The sequence below is a fragment of the Pseudomonas orientalis genome (assembly GCF_001439815.1).
In the GTDB taxonomy this organism is placed as follows: domain Bacteria; phylum Pseudomonadota; class Gammaproteobacteria; order Pseudomonadales; family Pseudomonadaceae; genus Aquipseudomonas; species Aquipseudomonas orientalis.
Window position 1 is genome coordinate 1 of record NZ_JYLM01000001.1, and the last position, 17,958, is coordinate 17,958.

Here is a 17,958-nt window from a genome sequence, read left to right on the forward strand (position 1 = left end):
ACGGTGTGCAACATCCCTCAAGCCAGCACTGCCTGCGCAATAGTCCTGCACCGCCGCGAGTTTTGCCTGTTCTGTATACTTAACCATGACACCCCCAAGTTGTGTCCAACCTTTGGGGGTCAGTTCAGAGCGTGGGAACGATCAATCATACGTCTGGGGCGAACACAGGGTTGTCAGCTACTGACATTGAACTCCACGCGCATGGCTGACAGCATCGCGCACGCCGTTGCGGCCAGTAGCGACGCTGAGGGTTGGTTGATAGTGCTGGGAGATATGATGTTGATGTGCCGGCTGGCCTGCAATGGGAGAGGGTACGCGTGCCTACGAGTTGAGGTGACGTCTTCCGATACTCAATTGCATGCGGTCTGATGGTTGCAATGCAGGGGCTCGCACTTAAATGAGGGCCTCTGGAATACGGCTCCAGAGCTCTTTCAATTGCAAGCACGGAGTACAAAGCCATGAAAGTCAATCCAGGCTCTTCACAACCCTTCATCCCTCCAGCGACTCAGTCCGCGTCTGCTTCCAGCACGTCGAATAATTCAAAACCCGAAGCCAAGGCAGAACCGAAAACTCAAGGGCATTCTTCGGAAAAAAGCAGGCCTATGATGCCGCTCAGTTCCGGGCAACGACTCCTTGAACAAGCGTCAAATCGTTACGATAAGATGTCGGGAGGCATGGGATGGTGAATGCGCATCGAATGTGATCACCCAGTTTTCCTTTTTTCGATTTGAATAAAAAGCCCCGCCTGATCACTCAGGCGGGGCTTTTTAATGGCTGATGGAATCAGACGAGGGGTTTAGGCTCGTGCTCTTCTTCCTGGGCCTTGTGCTCTAACGCAGCAGCAGCAGCGGCAGCCTCGGCTTCCTTGCGACGACGACGCACTTCACGTGGATCGTTCGGCGCACGGCCGTTTTCAGTCAGTGCGCTGGCAGGTGCAGTTTCAACCGCCGGGGCGGCGACTTCGTCTACCACGGGGGCTTCAACCACCGGCGCAGGCTCGATGACTGCCGTTGGTTCGATCACCGGGGCGGGCTCAACCACTGGGGCAGGCTCGGCAACCACGACTTCGGCAACCGGAGCCGGCGCTTCTTCGACCACCGGCGCTGGCGCTGGCGCTTCTACCGGTGCGGCAGGTTCGGCAGTCCACTGGAAGGCGGTCTGTTCTTCGCGAACTTCACGCACGGCCGGGGCGGCTTCTTCGACAGCCGGCGCTTCAACAACGGCTTCAACCACTGGCGCAGGCTCGACGACCGGTGCGACTTCAACGGCAACCACTTCGGCCACGGGTTGAGCGTCGCGAACCGGTGCCACTTCCACTTCCGGAACCACTGGGGTTTCGATTGGGGTAGTGGCTTCGACCGCCGGTGCTTCAACCACTGGGGTCTCGGCAGCGGGCGCTTCTACCGCGGCAGTCTCTTCGACAGCGGCGGTAGCGCGCTCGGCCTGTTCGTGAGCCTGGGCTTCAGCAGGGGCGCTGATGACCGAGCTGGCAACGGCAGCGGTCACGGCCAGGCCGGCAGCCAGGTCGGCACCGGTAGGCTCGTTGTTGGCAACTTCTGCGTTCTCGCCGGCTTCTTCCGAGCCTTCGATCACGTTGCCGTTGGCATCACGCTGACGCTCACGACGGTTGCTGCGACGACGCTGGCCACGGGAGCGGCGGCGTGGACGATCGCCTTCGGCGTTGTCCTGGCCTTCTTCCTGCAGTTGCTCTTCGCCGGTCAGCACTTCTTCTTCACTGGCGGCAGCGGCCTGTTCGGCGCGTGGTTGACGCTCTTCACGCGGGGCGCGTGGTTGACGCTCCTCGCGTGGTGCGCGCTCTTCACGCGGCTGGCGAGCCGGGCGTTCTTCGGTGGCAGCGGCTTCGGCTGCGGCGACGACAGGTGCCGCGTCCAGAGGCTCGCGCAGTTCACGTACACGCTCTTCACGTTCGCCGCGCGGCTTGCGATCTTCACGCGGGGCTCGTGGGGTGCGCGCACGCTCTTCGCGTGGTGCGCGTTCTTCACGGGCTACGGTCGGGGTTTCTTCACGGGCTTCGCGAGGTGCACGCTCTTCACGTGGCGCGCGCTCTTCACGCGGGGCACGTTCTTCGCGCGGCTTGCGCTCTTCGTCACGACGACCGTTGCGGTTACGGCTCTGCTGACGACCGTTGCGACGTTCTTCGTTACGCGCAGGGCGTTCGGCAACGGCTTTTTCAACCACAACCGGCGCGGCGGGCTCTTCCTTGGTGGCGAACAGGCTGACCAGCGACTTCACCAGGCCTTTGAACAGGCTTGGCTCAGGCATGGCGGCCGGCGCGGCAACCGGAGCAGCAGCTTCGGCCGGTACCGGTGCATTGGCGCGGGCCGGTGCGGTTTTCACGGCGGCTTCCTGGCGAACCAGGGTGCGGGTCGCGGCAGCTGGCTGGACTTCTTCGACTTCGGCAGCGGCAGCTGCGATTTCGTAGCTGGACTGGCCGCTGTGGGCTTCCGGGCTGTCATCACGCAGGCGCTGCACTTCAAAGTGCGGCGTCTCGAGGTGATCGTTCGGCAGGATGACGATACGGGCACGGGTGCGCAGTTCGATCTTGGTGATCGAGTTGCGTTTTTCGTTGAGCAGGAAGGCGGCGACCGGAATCGGCACTTGTGCGCGAACTTCGGCGGTGCGGTCCTTCAGGGCTTCTTCTTCGATCAGGCGCAGGATCGCGAGCGACAGCGATTCAACGTCACGGATGATGCCGGTGCCGTTGCAACGCGGGCAGACGATGCCGCTGCTCTCGCCCAGGGATGGACGCAGGCGCTGGCGGGACATTTCCAGCAGGCCGAAGCGCGAGATACGGCCCACTTGCACGCGGGCGCGGTCGGCTTCCAGGCATTCGCGGACTTTCTCTTCCACGGCGCGCTGGTTCTTGGCCGGGGTCATGTCGATGAAGTCGATCACGATCAGGCCGCCGATGTCACGCAGACGCAGCTGGCGGGCGATTTCTTCAGCCGCTTCCAGGTTGGTCTGCAGCGCGGTTTCTTCGATGTCGCTACCCTTCGTGGCGCGCGCCGAGTTGATGTCGATGGACACCAGGGCTTCGGTCGGGTCGATCACAATGGAGCCGCCGGAAGGCAGTTCGACCACACGCTGGAAGGCGGTCTCGATCTGGCTTTCGATCTGGAAACGGTTGAACAGCGGAACGCTGTCTTCGTACAGCTTGATCTTGCTGGCGTACTGCGGCATCACCTGGCGGATGAAGGTCAGGGCTTCGTCCTGGGCTTCAACGCTGTCGATCAGCACTTCGCCGATGTCCTGGCGCAGGTAATCGCGGATGGCGCGGATGATCACGTTGCTTTCCTGGTAGATCAGGAACGGCGCGGAACGGTCCAGGGACGCTTCCTTGATGGCGGTCCACAGCTGCAGCAGGTAGTCGAGGTCCCACTGCATTTCTTCGCTGCTGCGGCCAAGGCCGGCAGTGCGCACGATCAGGCCCATGTCGGCCGGTGCGATCAGTCCGTTCAGCGCTTCACGCAGTTCGTTGCGTTCTTCGCCTTCGATGCGACGGGAGATGCCGCCGGCACGCGGGTTGTTCGGCATCAGCACCAGATAACGGCCAGCCAGGCTGATGAAGGTGGTCAGGGCGGCGCCCTTGTTGCCACGTTCTTCTTTTTCGACCTGGACGATGACTTCCTGGCCTTCGCTCAGGACGTCCTTGATGTTCACGCGGCCTTCAGGGGCCTTCTTGAAGTACTCGCGGGAGATTTCCTTGAGGGGCAGGAAGCCGTGGCGCTCGGAGCCGAAATCGACAAAGGCAGCCTCAAGGCTTGGTTCGATGCGAGTAATACGGCCTTTATAGATGTTGGCCTTCTTTTGCTCGCGTGCACCGGACTCGATGTCCAGGTCGTAGAGGCGTTGGCCATCTACCAGTGCAACACGCAACTCTTCGGGTTGGGTTGCGTTAATCAGCATTCTTTTCATGTTGTACCGTCGGTTTCCGGGCTGCCGGAAACGGCGTTCGGCACACACGACTTCTCACGGTCGGTGTCAGGTGCGTCAAGAGTGGTTGGCCACTCCAGTGTCCAGCAAAACCTGCCAATTGGGCGGGTATCGCGACGGACGCGTCCTGCTTGTTAGCGGTGGTGACAAAGGCACCACTTCAACAAAAGCTAAGGTCAGGAGGAGGAATCAACCGGCGACTGTGGACGAGATGAAGCGTCTAAATATAAGCCTAGTGCTACACGGTCCGACGGTTGTGCATCTCCACCCTACACGTATCCCTGATAATTCGGGTGCTGCCGCGCGCAGAATCCGCAGCGGGTTGGCATTTACCGTGTTCTCCAAAGGGGAGTCCACGCTCATGGCTAAACAAGACTAGGTGTGGGCGACTGCGCTCTCACTCAGCTCTTAACAGGCGTTGTTTCCGAAGCATCCGCCATGGTCTGGCTCGAGACTGACTGCACTTTGTGAACTGGCCGTAAATATCGGCGCAAGACGCGAGTATTCACTCTGCGTACCGCGCTCGCTTCAGGCCTCATGTCACCTGCGCTTGTTACAATCCCAAGCCTTCCAGGGTGGCGAACGCCCCGTAGGACGGCCTCGCGTCCTGATGAATTGCGATGGTCAGGGCCGGCAGTTTGCCGCAAGTCCTCTGTCCAGGCCGCTTTTGGCGGCGTTCGCGACTATAGCAGCAATGATTAAGTGCTTCAAATCCATAAAAAATTGTTATCATCGCCGCCATGACCACTACCGCCCCCCAGACCCCCAGCGTCCAGCTGCTTGAGGTCTCGCCGGAATATGCCGGCCAACGCATCGATAATTTTCTCCTGGCCAGGCTCAAAGGCGTGCCCAAGACCTTGATCTACCGCATCTTGCGCAAAGGCGAGGTGCGGGTGAACAAGGGCCGGATCAAGCCCGAGTACAAGCTGCAGGCGGGCGATATCGTCCGTGTGCCGCCGGTGCGCGTGCCTGAGCGCGACGAGCCCGTGCCGCTGGCCCAGGGCCTGTTGCAGCGCCTGGAAGCGTCGATCGTGTTCGAAGATAACAAACTCATCGTGATCAACAAACCCTGCGGCATTGCCGTTCATGGCGGCAGCGGCCTGACGTTCGGTGTGATCGAAGCCTTCCGTCAGTTGCGCCCGGATGCCAAGGAGCTGGAGCTGGTCCATCGCCTGGACCGCGACACTTCCGGCCTGTTGATGATCGCCAAGAAGCGCAGCATGTTGCGCCACCTGCACACCGCCCTGCGTGGCGACGGTGTGGACAAGCGCTACATGGCGCTGGTGCGTGGCAACTGGGCCAGCTCGATCAAGAGCGTGCGTGCGCCGTTGCAGAAGAGCAACCTGCGCTCCGGTGAACGCATGGTGGAAGTGGACGAGGAGGGCAAGGAGGCCCTGACCCTGTTCAAGGTGCTGCGCCGCTTCGGCGACTTTGCCACGATGGTCGAGGCCAAGCCGGTCACCGGGCGCACCCACCAGATTCGCGTACACACCCTGCATGCCGGTCACTGCATTGCCGGTGACACCAAATACGGCGACGAGGACTTCTCCAGGGAGATCCGCGACCTGGGCGGCAAGCGCCTGTTCCTGCACGCCTACATGCTGACCGTGCCTCTGCCCGATGGTGGCGAGCTGAAGTTGCAGGCACCGGTCGATGAGATGTGGGCCAAGACCGTGGAGCGTTTGAGTGTCGCACCTTGATTACAAGCTGCTGATTTTCGACTGGGACGGCACCCTGGCCAACTCCATTGGCCGCATCGTTGAGTCGATGCACGTGGCGTCGACCCGCTCAGGCTTCGAGTTGCGCAGCGACCTGGCGGTCAAGGGCATTATCGGCCTGGGCTTGCCTGAAGCGATTCGCACGCTGTATCCGCAGATATCCGACACCGAGCTGGTCGCTTTCCGCGAGCACTATGCCGATCACTACATTGCGCTGGAGGCCGAACCTTCGCCGCTGTTTGAGGGTGTGGTGCAGTCGCTGGAAGCGTTTCGTGCCGAGGGTTATCACCTGGCCGTCGCCACGGGCAAGGCGCGTCGCGGGCTGGATCGGGTGCTCAAGGCCCACGGCTGGGAAGACTATTTCGACATCACCCGCGCTGCCGATGAAACTGCCAGCAAGCCACACCCTCTGATGCTGGAGCAGATCCTGGCGCATTGCGGCGTATCGCCGCGCCAGGCCTTGATGGTGGGGGATGCCTCCTTTGACCTGATGATGGCGCGCAATGCGGGCATGGACAGCGTGGCGGTCAGCTATGGCGCCCAGTCTGCGCAGGCCCTGCAGCCCTACGAGCCCAGGGTCACGATCGATCATTTTTCGCAATTGCAGGCCTGGCTCAGCCGGGCCCAATGAGACTTTGCTGGGGTTGATGGCACATGAGTGACGAGTGGAAAACGCCGGAAAAGGCTGAAAGCGGTGATGGCAAAAGCTGGAAGCTGCTGGAGAAAACCCTTCTGGCCAGCGTGCAGGAGCAGCGCCGCGCGCGACGCTGGGGAATTTTCTTCAAGCTGCTGACCTTTACTTACCTGTTGCTCATGCTGGCGCTGTTCAGCCCGTTGATGGACATGGAAAAGAGCGCCACCCGTGGCAGCCACTACACCGCCTTGATCGAGGTGCGCGGGGTGATCGCTGACAAGGAGCCCGCCAGCGCCGACAATATCGTCAGCAGCCTGCGCGCCGCGTTCGAAGACCCCAAGGTCAAAGGCGTGATCCTGCGTGTCAACAGCCCGGGCGGCAGTCCGGTACAGTCGGGTTATGTGTACGACGAGATTCGTCGCCTGCGCGCGCTACATCCTGATATCAAGCTTTACGCGGTAATCTCTGATCTGGGAGCTTCGGGCGCTTATTACATTGCCAGTGCTGCCGACCAGATTTACGCGGATAAGGCCAGTCTGGTGGGCTCCATTGGCGTGACGGCAGCCGGTTACGGTTTTGTCGGCACCATGGAGAAGCTGGGTGTGGAGCGCCGCACCTACACCTCGGGCGAGCACAAGGCGTTCCTCGATCCGTTCCAGCCGCAGAAGGCGGATGAGACCGCGTTCTGGCAGGGCGTGCTCGACACCACCCATCGCCAGTTCATTGCCAGCGTCAAGCAAGGGCGTGGCGATCGGCTCAAGGATAAGGAGCATCCGGAACTGTTCTCCGGGCTCGTATGGTCGGGCGAGCAGGCGCTGCCGCTGGGCTTGATCGACGGCCTGGGCAGTGCCAGTTCGGTGGCGCGGGATGTGGTTGGCGAGAAAGAGCTGGTGGACTTTACGGTTGAGGAATCGCCGTTTGACCGGTTTTCCAAGAAGCTCGGCGCCAGCGTTGCGGAAAAGTTAGCGTTGTACATGGGCTTCCAGGGCCCGAGCCTGCGCTGATATCTCAAGCCAGCTGTAGATCAAAATGTGGGAGGGGGCTTGCCCCCGATGACGGTGTGTCAGCTATAGATAAGCTGGCTGATCCACCGCTATCGGGGGCAAGCCCCCTCCCACATTTGATCCATGGTGTATTTAAGGGATTTGTACGCCTTCGACTCGCAGCATATCCACCAGTCGAATCATTGGCAGTCCTATCAAACTGGTGGCATCCGGCCCGTCAGTGCTCTGGAACAGGCTCACACCCAGCCCCTCGGCCTTGAAGCTGCCTGCGCAGTCATAGGGTTGCTCGATCCGCAGATAACGCTCGATGCATTCAGTGTCCAGTTCGCGCATGTGCACCGTGAAGGGAACGCAGTCGACCTGGCAGTGCCCCGTCTCGTTGCGGAAAAGTTAGCGTTGTACATGGGCTCCCAGGGCCCGAGCCTGCGCTGATATCTCAAGCCAGCTGTAGATCAAAATGTGGGAGGGGGCTTGCCCCCGATGACGGTGTGTCAGCTATAGATAAGCTGGCTGATCCACCGCTATCGGGGGCAAGCCCCCTCCCACATTTGATCCATGGTGTATTTAAGGGATTTGTACGCCTTCGACTCGCAGCATATCCACCAGTCGAATCATTGGCAGTCCTATCAAACTGGTGGCATCCGGCCCGTCAGTGCTCTGGAACAGGCTCACACCCAGCCCCTCGGCCTTGAAGCTGCCTGCGCAGTCATAGGGTTGCTCGATCCGCAGATAACGCTCGATGCATTCAGCGTCCAGTTCGCGCATGTGCACCGTGAAGGGAACGCAGTCGACCTGGCAGTGCCCCGTCTCGTTGCGGAAAAGTTAGCGTTGTACATGGGCTTCCAGGGCCCGAGCCTGCGCTGATATCTCAGGCCAGCTGTAGATCAAAATGTGGGAGGGGGCTTGCCCCCGATGACGGTGTGTCAGCTATAGATAAGCTGGCTGATCCACCGCTATCGGGGGCAAGCCCCCTCCCACATTTGATCCATGGTGTATTTAAGGGATTTGTACGCCTTCGACCCGCAGCATATCCACCAGTCGAATCAGTGGCAGTCCTATCAAGCTGGTGGCATCCGGCCCGTCAGCGCTCTGGAACAGGCTCACGCCCAGCCCCTCGGCCTTGAAGCTGCCTGCGCAGTCATAGGGTTGCTCGATCCGCAGATAACGCTCGATGCATTCAGCGTCCAGTTCGCGCATGTGCACCGTAAAAGGAACGCAGTCGACCTGGCAGTGCCCCGTCTCGCTATTGAGCAGTGCCAGGCCTGTGAGAAAGCTCACGCGCTTGCCGCTGGCCGCCAATAGTTGGTCGCGGGCGTTCTCGAACGTGTGAGGCTTGCCGATAATGCGGCCTTCCAGCGCGGCGACCTGATCCGAGCCGATGATCAGATGTCCCGGATGACTGGCCGCCAAGGCGCGCGCTTTCTGTTCGGCCAGGCGCTTGACCAGCTCCACGGCGGGTTCGTTGTCACGATGGCTTTCATCGATATCCGGCGAGCTGCAGGTGAACGGCAGGTGCAGGCGGCTCAGTAATTCCCGGCGATAAACCGAGCTGGACGCGAGTAATAAAGGCAGCATATACGTCTCCTCAAGACAGCCGCCGATTCTAGCGGCGTGACCGGCTGACGCACAGGGCTGAATTTCCTTTGACATGGCCGGGTGCATCCCTATAATGCTGCGCCTATGTTGAATGACCCGATTCCACCTCACGTTGACCCGCGCAAATTGGCTGATCGTGGCACTTCCCTTCAAGGTGAATTGCCGCTGGCCGATTTGGAGAGACTCTGCGACTCGCTTTCCGACACTGTCGGTGCGGTCCAGGCCAAATTCGTTTTTGAACGAGATGAACGTAAATCTGTGGTTATTCACAGCCTTATCGACACCGAAGTCAAAATGGTTTGCCAGCGTTGTCTTGAGCTGGTCACCCTGCCGATCCACAGCGAGTGCAGTTATGCCGTGGTGAAGGAGGGTGCGAATACCCAGTCGTTGCCGAAAGGTTATGACGTGCTGGAACTGGGCGAAGATCCTTTGGATCTGCATGCACTGATCGAGGAGGAGCTTTTGCTCGCCTTGCCCATTGTGCCTGCTCATCATCCGGAAGAATGCCAGCAGCCGGCGGGCCTCGATGACGAGCCCGAACCGAGCGAGGACGAGGTAACGCGGTCCAACCCGTTCAGTGTATTGGCGCAGTTAAAGCGTGACCCAAACGTTTAGGAGTTAATCAATTATGGCTGTTCAGCAGAACAAAAAATCCCGCTCCGCCCGTGACATGCGCCGTTCGCACGACGCTCTCGAGGCTAGCACCCTGTCCGTGGAAAAGACCACCGGTGAAGTTCACCTGCGTCACCACGTATCGCCAGAAGGCGTATACCGTGGCCGTAAAGTGATCGACAAGGGCGCTGACGAGTAATCACTTGTCTGCTCAAGTCATCGCGATTGACGCAATGGGCGGGGACTTCGGTCCCCGCAGCATTGTTCAGGCCTGCATTGCCAGCCTGTCTGCTACGCCCTCGCTACACCTGACCCTTGTCGGTCAACCCTCCTTACTTGAAGAACTGATTGCCAGCCATCCGGCGGTGGATCGCGCGCGCCTGACGGTTACCGCGGCCAGCGAAACCATCACCATGGACGAAAAACCGGCGGCGGCCCTGCGCGGCAAGCCTGACTCGTCCATGCGCGTGGCCCTGGAGCTGTTGCGCGACGCCAAGGTGCAGGCCTGTGTCAGCGCCGGCAATACCGGCGCCCTGATGGCCCTGTCGCGGCATGTGCTCAAGACCCTGCCGGGCATTGATCGGCCGGCGATGGTGGCGGCGATTCCCACGCAGCAAGGTTATTGCCAGTTGCTCGACCTGGGCGCGAACGTCGATTGCAGTGCAGAGCACCTGTTGCAGTTCGCCGTGATGGGCTCGGTGGCCGCCGAAGCGTTAGGGGTTGTGCGGCCAAGGGTGGCCCTGCTGAATATCGGCACCGAGGACATCAAGGGCAACCAGCAGGTCAAGCTGGCCGCCACCTTGCTGCAAGGTGCGCCGGGCTTGAACTACATCGGTTTTGTCGAGGGTGACGGGTTGTACCGGGGCGAAGCGGATGTGGTGGTATGTGACGGCTTCGTCGGTAATATCCTGCTCAAATCCAGCGAAGGCCTGGCGACCATGATCGCTGCGCGTATCGAAGCGTTGTTCAAGCAGAACCTGATGTCGCGTGCGGTCGGCGCCCTGGCGCTGCCGTTGATGCGCCGTCTGCAGGCCGACCTGGCCCCGGCGCGGCACAACGGCGCGAGTTTTCTGGGGTTGCAGGGCATTGTAGTGAAAAGCCATGGCTCGGCAGGTGTCGAGGGCTTTCAGAGCGCGATTGCGCGGGCCGTGATCGAGATCCAGGAAAACCTGCCGCACCGCTTGCGCGGCCGTCTTGAGGACCTGTTGCCTTAGGCGAATCGGCCCGGGAGTGCTTAAATGTGACCGGCCAGTTCAATTGACCATCCAATCTGTCAGTTTCGTGCGCGCCCACCGTAGGCACGCGCATTTTTGACGACCAGATCATTAGGGGCTTGTTACATGTCTACATCCCTCGCATTCGTCTTTCCAGGGCAGGGTTCGCAGTCCCTCGGCATGTTGGCCGAGCTGGGCGCGCAATACCCGCTGGTCCTGGATACCTTCAAGGAAGCTTCCGACGTCCTGGGTTATGACCTGTGGGCGCTGACCCAGCAGGGGCCGGAAGAGCAGCTCAATCAAACCGATAAGACCCAGCCGGCCATTCTGACCGCTTCGATCGCTCTGTGGCGCTTGTGGCTGGCCGAAGGCGGCGCGCGCCCGGCATTCGTCGCCGGTCACAGCCTGGGCGAATACAGCGCCCTGGTGGCGGCGGGCAGCCTGACCCTGGGTGAAGCGGTCAAGCTGGTCGAGCGTCGTGGCCAGTTGATGCAGGAGGCCGTTCCGGCCGGGCAGGGCGGCATGGCCGCTATCCTGGGCCTGGACGACGCCGTGGTGATCGAAGCCTGTGCCGAAGCGGCGCAGGGCGAAGTGGTCAGCGCGGTGAATTTCAACTCCCCCGGCCAGGTGGTCATCGCCGGTGCCAAGGCGGCGGTTGAACGCGCCATCGAAGGCTGCAAGGCCCGTGGTGCCAAGCGTGCGTTGCCGTTGCCGGTCAGCGTGCCGTCGCACTGCGAACTGATGCGCCCGGCGGCCGAGCGTTTTGCCGAGTCCATCGCCGCCATCAACTGGCAGGCGCCGCAGATCCCGCTGGTGCAGAACGTCAGCGCGGCGGTGGCCCCGGACCTGGAGACCCTCAAGCGCGACCTGCTGGAGCAACTCTACAAGCCGGTTCGCTGGGTTGAGTCGGTGCAGACCCTGGCCGCCAATGGCGCCATCGAACTGGTCGAGTGCGGCCCGGGCAAAGTCCTGGCCGGCCTCAACAAGCGCTGCGCCGATGGCGTATCGACCGCCAATCTCAATACCCCGGATGCCTTCGCTGCCGCCCGTGCGGCGCTGGCCTGATCCCCGAACTTAGGAGAAGCCTGCATGAGTCTGCAAGGTAAAGTTGCACTGGTTACCGGCGCAAGCCGTGGCATCGGCCAGGCCATCGCCCTGGAACTGGGCCGTCAGGGCGCCGTCGTGATCGGCACCGCCACCTCCGCCTCGGGTGCCGAGCGTATCGCCGCGACCCTCAAGGAAAACGGCGTGCAGGGCACGGGCCTGGAGCTGAACGTGACCAGTGACGAGTCCGTGGCGGCCGTGCTGGCCGCGATCACCGCTCAGTTCGGTGCGCCGGCGATTCTGGTGAACAATGCCGGTATCACCCGCGATAACCTGATGATGCGCATGAAAGACGACGAATGGTACGACGTGGTCGATACCAACCTGAACAGTCTGTTCCGCCTGTCCAAGGGCGTTTTGCGCGGCATGACCAAGGCGCGCTGGGGCCGAATTATCAATATTGGCTCCGTAGTGGGTGCCATGGGCAACGCCGGCCAAGTAAACTACGCTGCGGCCAAGGCCGGTCTGGAAGGTTTCAGCCGTGCACTGGCGCGTGAAGTCGGCTCGCGGTCGATTACGGTAAACTCGGTGGCCCCAGGGTTCATCGACACCGATATGACCCGCGAACTGCCCGAAGCACAGCGTGAAGCCTTGCTGACGCAGATTCCGCTGGGTCGTCTGGGCCAGGCTCAAGAGATCGCGAATGTGGTCACTTTTCTGGCATCCGACGGTGCGGCATACGTGACTGGGGCTACAATCCCGGTGAACGGCGGGATGTACATGAGTTAAATTGTGACGGATCGCTTCAAAAATATGTCATACGAGCTGTCTAAAATCCGTTATAAAGCTGCAACTTAATTTATAGGCAGGTGGTCGGGCGGGTACAGGGTGAAGCTTTCGGTTGAAAAACCGAAATGGCTTTCTATACACTTACCCACTGGCCAGCTGCCTGAATTTGTCCATTAGGAGTTAAACAAGGTATGAGCACCATCGAAGAGCGCGTCAAGAAAATCGTCGCCGAGCAACTGGGCGTTAAGGAAGAAGAAGTGGTCAACACGGCTTCCTTCGTAGAAGACCTGGGTGCCGATTCCCTTGACACCGTTGAGCTGGTGATGGCTCTGGAAGAGGAATTCGAGACCGAAATCCCGGACGAAGAAGCTGAAAAAATCACTACTGTTCAAGCTGCCATCGACTACGTTACTAGCCACCAGGCGTAATAGTTTGTAGTCGTCGCCTGCTGTCAGGGAAAAACCGCACTGCTGTAACGGCGTGCGGTTTTTTCTTTAAGCGGTGACGAAAAGTACGCTGCGAAGCAAAGTGTCGTCATTAGAAAAAGGAGAGTGCTGTGTCGCGTAGACGCGTCGTAGTCACCGGTATGGGTATGTTGTCGCCACTGGGCACGGATGTGCCAAGCAGTTGGCAGGGCATTCTGGCTGGCCACAGTGGTATCGGTCTGATCGAACACACGGACCTTTCTGCCTATTCCACCCGTTTTGGCGGCTCGGTAAAGGGTTTCAACGTCGAGCAATACCTCTCGCTCAAGGAATCGCGCAAGCTCGACCTGTTCATTCAATACGGCCTGGCAGCCGGTTTTCAGGCAGTGCGTAATGCCGGCCTGGAAGTCACCGACGCCAACCGTGAGCGTATCGGCGTGGCCATGGGTTCTGGGATTGGTGGTCTGACCAATATCGAAGAAACCAGCCGCACGCTGCACGATTCCGGCCCCCGTCGAATTTCACCGTTCTTCGTGCCGGGCTCGATCATCAATATGATTTCCGGTTTCCTGTCCATCCATCTGGGGGCACAGGGGCCTAACTACGCCATCGCAACGGCGTGCACCACGGGCACGCACTGCATCGGCATGGCGGCGCGCAATATCGCTTACGATGAAGCTGACGTGATGATCGCCGGTGGCGCCGAAATGGCGGCCTGCGGCCTGGGCATGGGCGGCTTCGGCGCGTCCCGTGCGCTGTCGACCCGCAACGATGAGCCGACCCGTGCCAGCCGTCCGTGGGACAAGGGCCGTGACGGTTTCGTGCTGTCCGACGGTGCCGGTGCCCTGGTACTGGAAGAGTTGGAGCATGCCAAGGCGCGCGGTGCCACCATCTATGCCGAGCTGATCGGTTTTGGCATGAGCGGCGACGCCTACCACATGACCTCGCCACCGTCCGACGGTGCCGGTGCTGCGCGCTGCATCACCAACGCCCTGCGCGATGCGAAGGTCAACGCAGACCAGGTGCAGTACATCAATGCCCATGGCACGTCGACGCCGACCGGCGACCTGGCGGAAGCCGAGGCCATCAAGTCGGTGTTCGGCGAGCACGCCTACAAGCTGGCGGTCAGCTCCACCAAATCCATGACCGGCCATCTGCTGGGCGCGGCGGGTGCGGTCGAGGCGATCTTCAGTGTGATGGCCATCAAGGACCAGGTCGCTCCGCCGACCATCAACCTCGATGAGCCGGACGAAGGCTGCGACCTGAACTTCGTGCCGCACGAAGCGCAACCGATGCCGATCGACGTGGTGATCTCCAACTCGTTCGGGTTTGGTGGCACCAACGGCTCATTGGTGTTCCGCCGGTTCGCCGAGTGATGCACAGCTGGGTCGACGGTCAGCCAGCGGACAGCGTGCCCCTGAAAGATCGTGGCCTGGCGTATGGCGACGGTGTGTTTGAAACCATCGCGGTCAAGGCCGGGCAGCCGCTGCTGCTCGACCGTCACCTGCAGCGCCTCGATGAGGGCTGCAGGCGCCTCGCATTGGTGGTGGATCACGCTCTGGTGCGCGGCGAAGTGCTGGCCTATGCCGCTGCCCTTGGCGATGGCGTGCTCAAGTTGATCCTGACCCGTGGCGACAGCCAGCGGGGTTACGGCATCAATCCCGATGCCGTTGTACGCCGTATCCTGCAGGGCGGTCCGCCCGCCACTTATCCCGACAGCCATGGAACCGACGGCATCCGCCTGTTCCCATGCGCCACCCGCCTGGCCGAACAACCGCTGCTGGCCGGCCTCAAACACCTGAACCGGCTTGAGCAGGTCATCGCCCGCGCCGAATGGCGGGATGCCGAGCATGCCGAAGGCTTGATGCTGGATAGGTCCGGGCGTGTCATCGAAGGCGTGTTCAGCAACCTGTTTCTGGTGCGCAACGGCGTGTTACTAACCGCTGATCTGACGCGTTGCGGCGTTGCCGGGGTGATGCGCGCCGAGATTCTGGCCCAGGCGCAAGCACTGGGCGTCCCGGTGGCCGTGGCCGACATCAGTCTTGAGCAGTTGCAACAGGCCGACGAAGTCTTCGTCTGCAACAGCATTTATGGCCTCTGGCCGGTATGCGAGTGCGCTGGGATGAGCTGGTCGGTTGGGCCGCTCACCCGTAAACTGCAGGGCATTGTTCGCGCACTATTGGATATCTGAGTGATACGAAAACTGGTTGTACTGCTGCTGATCGGTCTGTTCTCGGCGGCTTTGCTGTTGGGCTTTTGCGCCTGGAAATACAACGCTGCGCTGAAGCAGCCGTTGCATCTGACCCAGGAGCAGTTGCTCGATGTACCGGCAGGGGCGACGCCCACCGGCACCTTCAATCGTCTGGAAGCCGATGGCGTGCTCGACGGTGCCTTCTGGCTGCGTCTTTACTGGCGCTTGAACCTCGACGGCCAGCCGCTGCACAGCGGCGAATACCGCATGACCCCGGGCCTCACCGCCGAAGGCCTGATCGGCCTGTGGCAGCGTGGCGAAGTGGTGCAGTACAGCCTGACGCTGGTCGAAGGCTGGAACTTTCGCCAGGTACGCTCGGCCTTGGCCAAACACGAAAAGATCGTGCAGACCCTTGCCGGTCTCAGCGACAACGAAGTGATGGACAAGCTCGGCCACCCTGGCGTGTTCCCTGAAGGACGGTTCTTTCCGGACACCTACCGGTTTGTGCGTGGCATGACGGACGTCGAATTTCTGAAGAAAGCCTACAACCGCCTGGACGATGTGCTGGCCCAGGAGTGGAGCAGGCGCGCCGCTGATGTGCCTTACACCGAGCCTTATCAAGCGCTGATCATGGCCTCCCTGGTGGAAAAGGAGACCGGTGTGCCCGAAGAGCGCGGGCAAATTGCCGGTGTGTTCGTACGTCGCTTGAAGATGGGCATGATGTTGCAGACCGATCCCACGGTGATCTATGGCCTGGGTGAGCGCTACAACGGCAAGTTGACCCGCGCCCATCTCAAGGAGGCCAATCCTTACAACACTTACATGATCGCCGGCCTGCCGCCGACACCCATCGCCATGGTGGGCCGCGAGGCGATCCATGCCGCGCTCAATCCGGTGCCGGGCAGCAGCCTGTATTTCGTCGCCCGTGGCGATGGCAGCCATATTTTCTCGGATGACCTGGATGCGCATAATGCCGCCGTGCGCGAGTTTCAACTCAAGCGCCGCGCCGATTACCGTTCCAGCCCGGCACCGCAGGTCAAGCCGCTGGAAGGCACGGTGCCACCCGTTGACGTACCGGTAGAGCCCGCGCCGGACACCAGCGCCCCGCAAAGCCCGCAATGACTCTGACTAAGGACTGCCTGTGACTGGCTTGTTTATGACCCTGGAAGGCCCGGAAGGCGCCGGCAAAAGCACCAACCGCGACTACCTGGCCGAGCGCCTGCGCGCCGAGGGCATCGAAGTGGTGCTGACCCGTGAGCCCGGCGGTACGCCGCTGGCCGAGCGCATCCGTGAAGTATTGCTGGCGCCGGGTGACGAGCCGATGAATCCGGACACCGAGCTGCTGCTGGTGTTCGCCGCCCGTGCCCAGCATCTGGCCGAGGTGATTCGACCGGCCCTGACACGCGGTGCCGTGGTGATCTGCGACCGATTTACCGACTCCACCTACGCCTATCAGGGCGGTGGTCGTGGCTTGTGCCTGGAGCGTATCGCTGCCCTGGAAACCTTCGTACAGGGAGACCTGCGCCCCGACCTGACCCTGTTGTTCGACCTGCCGGTGGAAGTGGGCATGGCCCGCGCCAGCGCGCGCGGTCGCCTGGATCGCTTCGAGCTGGAAGGCCAGGCATTTTTCGACGCCGTGCGCACCGCGTTCCTCGAGCGGGCCAAGGCGGAGCCTGCGCGTTATCACCTGCTTGACGCAGCCCAGCCGCTGGCTCAAGTCCAGCAAGCCCTCGATGCGCTGTTGCCCACCCTGCTGGAGCGCGCCCGTGGCTGAAGCCTACCCGTGGCAGGACAGCCTCTGGCAGCAATTGGCCGGCCGTGCCCAGCATGCCCACGCCTATTTGTTGCACGGCCCGACAGGCATCGGCAAACGCGCCCTGGCCGAGCGTTTGATGGCCAGCCTGTTGTGCCAGCGCCCGGTTGACCTGCACGCCTGCGGCGCATGCAAATCCTGCCTGCTGCTCAAGGCCGGCAGCCACCCCGATAACTATGTGCTGGAACCTGAGGAAGCGGACAAAGCCATCAAGGTCGACCAGGTGCGCGACCTGGTCAGCTTCGTGGTGCAGACCGCGCAGATGGGCGGGCGCAAGGTGGTGCTGATCGAGCCGGTGGAGGCCATGAACATCAACGCCGCCAACGCCTTGCTCAAGAGTCTGGAAGAGCCGTCCGGCGACACCGTGCTGTTGCTGGTGAGCCATCAATCCAGCCGCTTGTTGCCGACCATTCGCAGCCGTTGCGTGCAACAGGCGTGTCCGTTGCCGAGCGAGGCCATGAGTCTGCAATGGCTGGCGCAGGCGCTGCCGGATTGCTCTGAGCAAGAACGGATCGAATTGCTGACGCTGGCCGCGGGCTCCCCGTTGACGGCAGTGAAGCTGCAGGCCCAAGGTGTGCGGGAGCAACGTGCGCTGGTCGTGGACGGAGTAAAGAAGCTGATCAAACAGGAACTGTCCGCCACGCAATTGGCCGAAAGTGCGTGGAAGGACATTCCCCTGCTGCTGCTGTTCGACTGGTTCTGCGACTGGTCCAGCCTGATCCTGCGCTACCAGTTGACCCAGGACGAAAACGGCCTGGGTTTGCCGGACATGCGCAAGGTGGTGCAGTACCTTGCGCAGAAAAGTGCCCAGGACAAGGTGCTGAGCATTCAGGACTGGATCCTCGCCCAGCGCCAGAAAGTGCTCGGCAAGGCCAACCTCAACCGCGTGCTGTTGCTTGAAGCATTGCTGGTCCAATGGGTCGGCTTGCTCGGCCGGCGTTAATTTCCTTGGCCTGCGGGTGTA

Annotated in this window: 16 protein-coding genes and 2 pseudogenes; 14 read left to right on the forward strand and 4 right to left on the reverse strand. The window is 61.3% G+C overall.

Annotated elements, in window-relative coordinates:
* Positions 1–783 precede the first annotated feature (783 nt).
* Positions 784–3,936 (reverse strand): ribonuclease E, encoded by a 3,153-nt coding sequence (gene rne / locus TU82_RS00005; RefSeq protein ID WP_057721110.1) that lies wholly within the window; start codon positions 3,934–3,936, stop codon positions 784–786.
* 758 nt (positions 3,937–4,694) lie between these two features.
* On the opposite strand from rne, the gene rluC reads away from it, so the two are divergent.
* The 3 genes from rluC to TU82_RS00020 are packed head-to-tail and all read left to right on the forward strand — an operon-like array spanning position 4,695 to position 7,310.
* A complete protein-coding gene (gene rluC / locus TU82_RS00010; protein ID WP_056861649.1) occupies positions 4,695–5,654 on the forward strand; it encodes a 23S rRNA pseudouridine(955/2504/2580) synthase RluC in 960 nt (319 codons plus the stop codon).
* Entirely contained in the window at positions 5,641–6,303 is a 663-nt protein-coding gene (locus tag TU82_RS00015) for an HAD-IA family hydrolase (RefSeq protein WP_057721111.1), read from the forward strand. Before rluC ends, TU82_RS00015 begins: the two co-directional genes overlap by 14 nt.
* A gap of 23 nt (positions 6,304–6,326) precedes the next feature.
* The gene (locus TU82_RS00020) at positions 6,327–7,310 is read left to right on the forward strand and encodes a S49 family peptidase (protein WP_057721112.1); all 984 of its coding nucleotides are present in this window, start codon (positions 6,327–6,329) and stop codon (positions 7,308–7,310) included.
* Between the two features lie 132 nt (positions 7,311–7,442).
* Here TU82_RS00020 and TU82_RS00025 read toward each other — a convergent pair.
* The 3 genes and pseudogenes from TU82_RS00025 to TU82_RS00035 all read right to left on the reverse strand — a co-directional run.
* A pseudogene (locus TU82_RS00025) lies at positions 7,443–7,700 on the reverse strand (Maf family protein); the annotation flags it as partial.
* A 174-nt stretch (positions 7,701–7,874) separates the two neighbouring features.
* Positions 7,875–8,132 (reverse strand): annotated as a pseudogene (locus TU82_RS27405) (Maf family protein); the annotation flags it as partial.
* Between the two features lie 174 nt (positions 8,133–8,306).
* Entirely contained in the window at positions 8,307–8,885 is a 579-nt protein-coding gene (locus tag TU82_RS00035; RefSeq protein WP_057721114.1) for a Maf family protein, read from the reverse strand.
* Positions 8,886–8,990: 105 nt separating this feature from the next.
* On the opposite strand from TU82_RS00035, the gene TU82_RS00040 reads away from it, so the two are divergent.
* The 11 genes from TU82_RS00040 (at position 8,991) to TU82_RS00090 (ending at position 17,937) form a co-directional block, all read left to right on the forward strand.
* Entirely contained in the window at positions 8,991–9,521 is a 531-nt protein-coding gene (locus tag TU82_RS00040) for a YceD family protein (RefSeq protein ID WP_057721115.1), read from the forward strand.
* A 13-nt stretch (positions 9,522–9,534) separates the two neighbouring features.
* Positions 9,535–9,717, forward strand: a complete 183-nt coding sequence (rpmF, locus tag TU82_RS00045) for a 50S ribosomal protein L32 (RefSeq protein WP_003179396.1) — start codon at positions 9,535–9,537, stop codon at positions 9,715–9,717.
* 4 nt (positions 9,718–9,721) lie between these two features.
* Positions 9,722–10,732, forward strand: a complete 1,011-nt coding sequence (gene plsX / locus TU82_RS00050) for a phosphate acyltransferase PlsX (RefSeq protein WP_082631937.1) — start codon at positions 9,722–9,724, stop codon at positions 10,730–10,732.
* 126 nt (positions 10,733–10,858) lie between these two features.
* Positions 10,859–11,797, forward strand: coding sequence for an ACP S-malonyltransferase (gene fabD, locus TU82_RS00055; RefSeq protein ID WP_057721117.1), 939 nt, complete (start codon positions 10,859–10,861; stop codon positions 11,795–11,797).
* Between the two features lie 24 nt (positions 11,798–11,821).
* The gene (gene fabG, locus TU82_RS00060; protein WP_057721118.1) at positions 11,822–12,565 is read left to right on the forward strand and encodes a 3-oxoacyl-ACP reductase FabG; all 744 of its coding nucleotides are present in this window, start codon (positions 11,822–11,824) and stop codon (positions 12,563–12,565) included.
* Positions 12,566–12,756: 191 nt separating this feature from the next.
* Positions 12,757–12,993 carry an acyl carrier protein gene (gene acpP, locus TU82_RS00065; RefSeq protein ID WP_003175607.1) on the forward strand — a complete coding sequence of 79 codons (237 nt, stop codon included), beginning with the start codon at positions 12,757–12,759 and terminating at the stop codon, positions 12,991–12,993.
* 128 nt (positions 12,994–13,121) lie between these two features.
* A complete protein-coding gene (gene fabF / locus TU82_RS00070) occupies positions 13,122–14,366 on the forward strand; it encodes a beta-ketoacyl-ACP synthase II (RefSeq protein ID WP_057721119.1) in 1,245 nt (414 codons plus the stop codon).
* Positions 14,366–15,181 (forward strand): aminodeoxychorismate lyase, encoded by an 816-nt coding sequence (gene pabC, locus TU82_RS00075; protein WP_057721120.1) that lies wholly within the window; start codon positions 14,366–14,368, stop codon positions 15,179–15,181. Before fabF ends, pabC begins: the two co-directional genes overlap by 1 nt.
* Positions 15,182–16,303 carry an endolytic transglycosylase MltG gene (mltG, locus tag TU82_RS00080; protein WP_057721121.1) on the forward strand — a complete coding sequence of 374 codons (1,122 nt, stop codon included), beginning with the start codon at positions 15,182–15,184 and terminating at the stop codon, positions 16,301–16,303.
* 19 nt (positions 16,304–16,322) lie between these two features.
* Positions 16,323–16,955: a dTMP kinase gene (gene tmk, locus TU82_RS00085; RefSeq protein ID WP_057721122.1), complete on the forward strand. Its 633-nt coding sequence runs from the start codon at positions 16,323–16,325 to the stop codon at positions 16,953–16,955.
* Positions 16,948–17,937, forward strand: coding sequence for a DNA polymerase III subunit delta' (locus TU82_RS00090; protein WP_057721123.1), 990 nt, complete (start codon positions 16,948–16,950; stop codon positions 17,935–17,937). The genes tmk and TU82_RS00090 overlap by 8 nt, the downstream gene beginning before the upstream one ends.
* Positions 17,938–17,958 lie beyond the last annotated feature (21 nt).

What these genes read in the sequence shown, in the direction of transcription:
- rne (WP_057721110.1), bottom strand. Translation starts at nt 3,936, where the DNA reads ATGAAAAGAATGCTGATTAACGCAACCCAACCCGAAGAGTTGCGTGTT.
- rluC (WP_056861649.1), top strand. Translation starts at nt 4,695, where the DNA reads ATGACCACTACCGCCCCCCAGACCCCCAGCGTCCAGCTGCTTGAGGTC.
- TU82_RS00020 (WP_057721112.1), top strand. Translation starts at nt 6,327, where the DNA reads ATGAGTGACGAGTGGAAAACGCCGGAAAAGGCTGAAAGCGGTGATGGC.
- TU82_RS00035 (WP_057721114.1), bottom strand. Translation starts at nt 8,885, where the DNA reads ATGCTGCCTTTATTACTCGCGTCCAGCTCGGTTTATCGCCGGGAATTA.
- TU82_RS00040 (WP_057721115.1), top strand. Translation starts at nt 8,991, where the DNA reads ATGTTGAATGACCCGATTCCACCTCACGTTGACCCGCGCAAATTGGCT.
- rpmF (WP_003179396.1), top strand. Translation starts at nt 9,535, where the DNA reads ATGGCTGTTCAGCAGAACAAAAAATCCCGCTCCGCCCGTGACATGCGC.
- fabD (WP_057721117.1), top strand. Translation starts at nt 10,859, where the DNA reads ATGTCTACATCCCTCGCATTCGTCTTTCCAGGGCAGGGTTCGCAGTCC.
- fabG (WP_057721118.1), top strand. Translation starts at nt 11,822, where the DNA reads ATGAGTCTGCAAGGTAAAGTTGCACTGGTTACCGGCGCAAGCCGTGGC.
- acpP (WP_003175607.1), top strand. Translation starts at nt 12,757, where the DNA reads ATGAGCACCATCGAAGAGCGCGTCAAGAAAATCGTCGCCGAGCAACTG.
- pabC (WP_057721120.1), top strand. Translation starts at nt 14,366, where the DNA reads ATGCACAGCTGGGTCGACGGTCAGCCAGCGGACAGCGTGCCCCTGAAA.